The sequence below is a fragment of the Seohaeicola sp. 4SK31 genome (assembly GCF_028802875.1).
GTDB lineage: Bacteria > Pseudomonadota > Alphaproteobacteria > Rhodobacterales > Rhodobacteraceae > Seohaeicola.
The window spans coordinates 1-4,107 of sequence record NZ_JARAMP010000061.1 but is presented as its reverse complement, the minus strand read 5'-3'; the positions used below and the strand labels follow the sequence as shown (position 1 = coordinate 4,107).

The following is a 4,107-nucleotide window of genomic DNA, read 5'->3' as shown; positions in this document are numbered from 1 at the left end:
AATTTGTTGCACCAGAAGTAGGTAGTCTAACCGCAAGGAGGACGCTTACCACGGTGTGGCCGATGACTGGGGTGAAGTCGTAACAAGGTAGCCGTAGGGGAACCTGCGGCTGGATCACCTCCTTAACGAAAGATTGACGATTGGTAAGAATCCACAACAAGTTGTTCTTCATGACGATGTATCTGAGGGTCTGTAGCTCAGTTGGTTAGAGCACACGCTTGATAAGCGTGGGGTCACAAGTTCAAGTCTTGTCAGACCCACCAAATCTGACTAACAAGCATTGTTAAATGCTGAATACAGAAAAACAGAAACATTGACTTATTGATAAGCTGGGGACTTAGCTTAGTTGGTAGAGCGCCTGCTTTGCACGCAGGAGGTCAGGAGTTCGACTCTCCTAGTCTCCACCAAATTCGAGGAAAAACAAAGCAGCGCTTTGTCCGAGAATTTAAGCAAACAGCTATGCTGTGCGCAGGCACACATAGAACGAAGCTTAATCTAAGAAGTTGGATTACAGAAATTAGTAAGTAGATAACTTATTAACTTCTGTGATTTATCACAGTTTCCTGACCTGACGAAGGCTGGAAAAATCATTAACAGAATATATTTGAGTTGAAATAATTTGTTCATACTCGTTTTTAAGATCGACATTAACAGTGATTTATTACTGATTGATGAAGATTGAAGAAATGAGTTACTAGCGAAATTAACTGAATCAAGCGTTTTGGTATGTGAATTGAATTGAAGCTGTACAGTGTTTAAGTACACAGAACAACAAACTGTAAGGAAGTGATGAGAAATCATCATAGGCTGTCTTAATCCTACTTGTAGGGATTAACGACTGTTTGGGGTTGTATAGTCAAGTAATTAAGTGCATGTGGTGGATGCCTTGGCAGTCAGAGGCGATGAAAGACGTAATAGCCTGCGATAAGCTCCGGGGAGGCGGCAAATATCCTGTGATCCGGAGATTTCTGAATGGGGAAACCCACCTGTCATAAGGCAGGTATCGTATGATGAATACATAGTCATACGAGGCGAACGAGGGGAAGTGAAACATCTCAGTACCCTTAGGAAAAGAAATCAATTGAGATTCCCTCAGTAGCGGCGAGCGAACGGGGAAAAGCCCATTAAGTCATATCAGTTTTAGTGGAATGCTCTGGGAAGTGCAACCATAGTGGGTGATAGTCCTGTACACGAAAGGGCTGATATGATGATGTCGAGTAGGGCGGGGCACGTGAAACCTTGTCTGAATATGGGGGGACCATCCTCCAAGGCTAAATACTCCTGACTGACCGATAGTGAACCAGTACCGTGAGGGAAAGGCGAAAAGAACCCCTGTGAGGGGAGTGAAATAGATCCTGAAACCGCATGCATACAAGCAGTGGGAGCCGACATGTTCGGTGACTGCGTACCTTTTGTATAATGGGTCAGCGACTTACATTCAGTAGCAAGGTTAACCGCATAGGGGAGCCGTAGAGAAATCGAGTCTTAATAGGGCGTTTAGTTGCTGGGTGTAGACCCGAAACCGGGTGATCTATCCATGAGCAGGTTGAAGGTTGGGTAACACTAACTGGAGGACCGAACCCACTGTCGTTGAAAAGCCAGGGGATGACTTGTGGATAGGGGTGAAAGGCTAATCAAACTCGGTGATAGCTGGTTCTCCCCGAAAGCTATTTAGGTAGCGCCTCGGACGAATACCATTGGGGGTAGAGCACTGTTTCGGCTAGGGGGTCATCCCGACTTACCAAACCGATGCAAACTCCGAATACCAATGAGTACTATCCGGGAGACAGACTGCGGGTGCTAACGTCCGTAGTCAAGAGGAAAACAATCCAGACCGCCAGCTAAGGCCCCAAAATTATAGTTAAGTGGGAAACGATGTGGGAAGGCATAGACAGCTAGGAGGTTGGCTTAGAAGCAGCCACCCTTTAAAGAAAGCGTAATAGCTCACTAGTCGAGTCGGCCTGCGCGGAAGATGTAACGGGGCTAAAACTATATGCCGAAGCTGCGGATTTGCAATTTATTGCAAGTGGTAGGGGAGCGTTCTGTAAGCCGATGAAGGTGTATTGAGAAGTATGCTGGAGGTATCAGAAGTGCGAATGCTGACGTGAGTAACGACAATGCGAGTGAAAAACTCGCACGCTGAAAGACCAAGGGTTCCAGTCCAACGTTAATCGGGGCTGGGTGAGTCGACCCCTAAGGCGAGGCCGAGAGGCGTAGTCGATGGGAAATTGGTTAATATTCCAATACTTCTATGTAATGCGATGAGAGGACGGAGAAGGTTAAGTCAGCCTGGCGTTGGTTGTCCAGGTGGAAGGTTGTAGGCATGTATCTTAGGCAAATCCGGGGTACTCTATGCTGAGAACTGATAGCAAGCTGTACTTGTACAGTGAAGTGGCTGATACCATGCTTCCAGGAAAAGTCTCTAAGCTTCAGTTACATAGGAATCGTACCCGAAACCGACACAGGTGGTCAGGTCGAGTAGACCAAAGCGCTTGAGAGAACTCTGCTGAAGGAACTAGGCAAAATGGTACCGTAACTTCGGGAGAAGGTACGCTGCCGACGGTGATAGGATTTACTCCTTGAGCTATTGGCAGCCACAGAAACCAGGCCCCTGCAACTGTTTATTAAAAACATAGCACTCTGCAAACACGAAAGTGGACGTATAGGGTGTGATGCCTGCCCGGTGCTGGAAGGTTAATTGATGGGGTTAGCGTAAGCGAAGCTCTTGATCGAAGCCCCAGTAAACGGCGGCCGTAACTATAACGGTCCTAAGGTAGCGAAATTCCTTGTCGGGTAAGTTCCGACCTGCACGAATGGCATAATGATGGGGGCGCTGTCTCCAGCAGAGACTCAGTGAAATCGAATTCGCCGTGAAGATGCGGTGTACCCGCGGCTAGACGGAAAGACCCCGTGAACCTTTACTGCAGCTTGACATTGAACTTTGATCTTACTTGTGTAGGATAGGTGGGAGGCTTTGAAACCGAGACGCTAGTTTCGGTGGAGCCAATCTTGAAATACCACCCTGGTAATATTGAGGTTCTAACTCTGTCCCGTTATCCGGGACGAGGACCATGTCTGGTGGGTAGTTTGACTGGGGCGGTCTCCTCCTAAAGAGTAACGGAGGAGTACGAAGGTGCGCTCAGCGTGGTCGGAAATCACGCGTAGAGTATAAAGGCAAAAGCGCGCTTAACTGCGAGACCCACAAGTCGAGCAGGTACGAAAGTAGGTCTTAGTGATCCGGTGGTTCTGTATGGAAGGGCCATCGCTCAACGGATAAAAGGTACTCTGGGGATAACAGGCTGATACCGCCCAAGAGTTCATATCGACGGCGGTGTTTGGCACCTCGATGTCGGCTCATCTCATCCTGGGGCTGAAGCAGGTCCCAAGGGTATGGCTGTTCGCCATTTAAAGAGGTACGCGAGCTGGGTTTAGAACGTCGTGAGACAGTTCGGTCCCTATCTACCGTGGGCGTTGGAAATTTGAGAGGATCTGCTCCTAGTACGAGAGGACCAGAGTGGACGAACCTCTGGTGTACCGGTTGTGACGCCAGTCGCATCGCCGGGTAGCTATGTTCGGAAGGGATAACCGCTGAAAGCATCTAAGCGGGAAGCCTACCTCAAGATAAGATTTCCCTAGGACTTTATGTCCTCTAAAGAGCCGTTGAAGACTACGACGTTGATAGGTTGGATGTGGAAGCATAGTGATATGTGAAGCTGACCAATACTAATTGCTCGTGAGGCTTGACTATACAACACCCAAACAGTTGGTGTTGTGGTTCAAATCACTGCAAACAACTTGATTTAGTTATAAAGCTAGATAAAATATCCAACTCAAATATACCTGTTAATAACTCATTTGATGAAAGTTAGGCACGAAGAGCACTGCTCTGAGGTTAGACCCAACGAATAGTCATAAACAGTTGTGCTGGCGACAATAGCAAGAGTGAACCACCTGATCCCTTCCCGAACTCAGAAGTGAAACCTCTTAGCGCTGATGGTAGTGTGGAGTTATCCATGTGAGAGTAAGTCATCGCCAGCTCATTAATTCTAAATCCCCCTCCGCTTAAGGCTGAGGGGGATTTTTTTATGCTGAAAAGATTAAGTAATG

Annotated in this window: 2 tRNA genes and 3 rRNA genes; all 5 read left to right on the top strand. The window is 47.5% G+C overall.

Going from position 1 to position 4,107, the window contains the following annotated elements:
- Positions 1-125 (top strand): 16S ribosomal RNA (locus PVW27_RS21195); the annotation flags it as partial.
- Between the two features lie 61 nt (positions 126-186).
- Positions 187-263, top strand: a tRNA-Ile gene (locus PVW27_RS21190).
- 68 nt (positions 264-331) lie between these two features.
- Positions 332-407: transfer RNA gene (locus PVW27_RS21185), tRNA-Ala, on the top strand.
- Between the two features lie 447 nt (positions 408-854).
- Positions 855-3,748, top strand: a 23S ribosomal RNA gene (locus PVW27_RS21180).
- Positions 3,749-3,923: 175 nt separating this feature from the next.
- Positions 3,924-4,038: ribosomal RNA gene (gene rrf, locus PVW27_RS21175) — 5S ribosomal RNA — on the top strand.
- Positions 4,039-4,107: the final 69 nt, after the last annotated feature.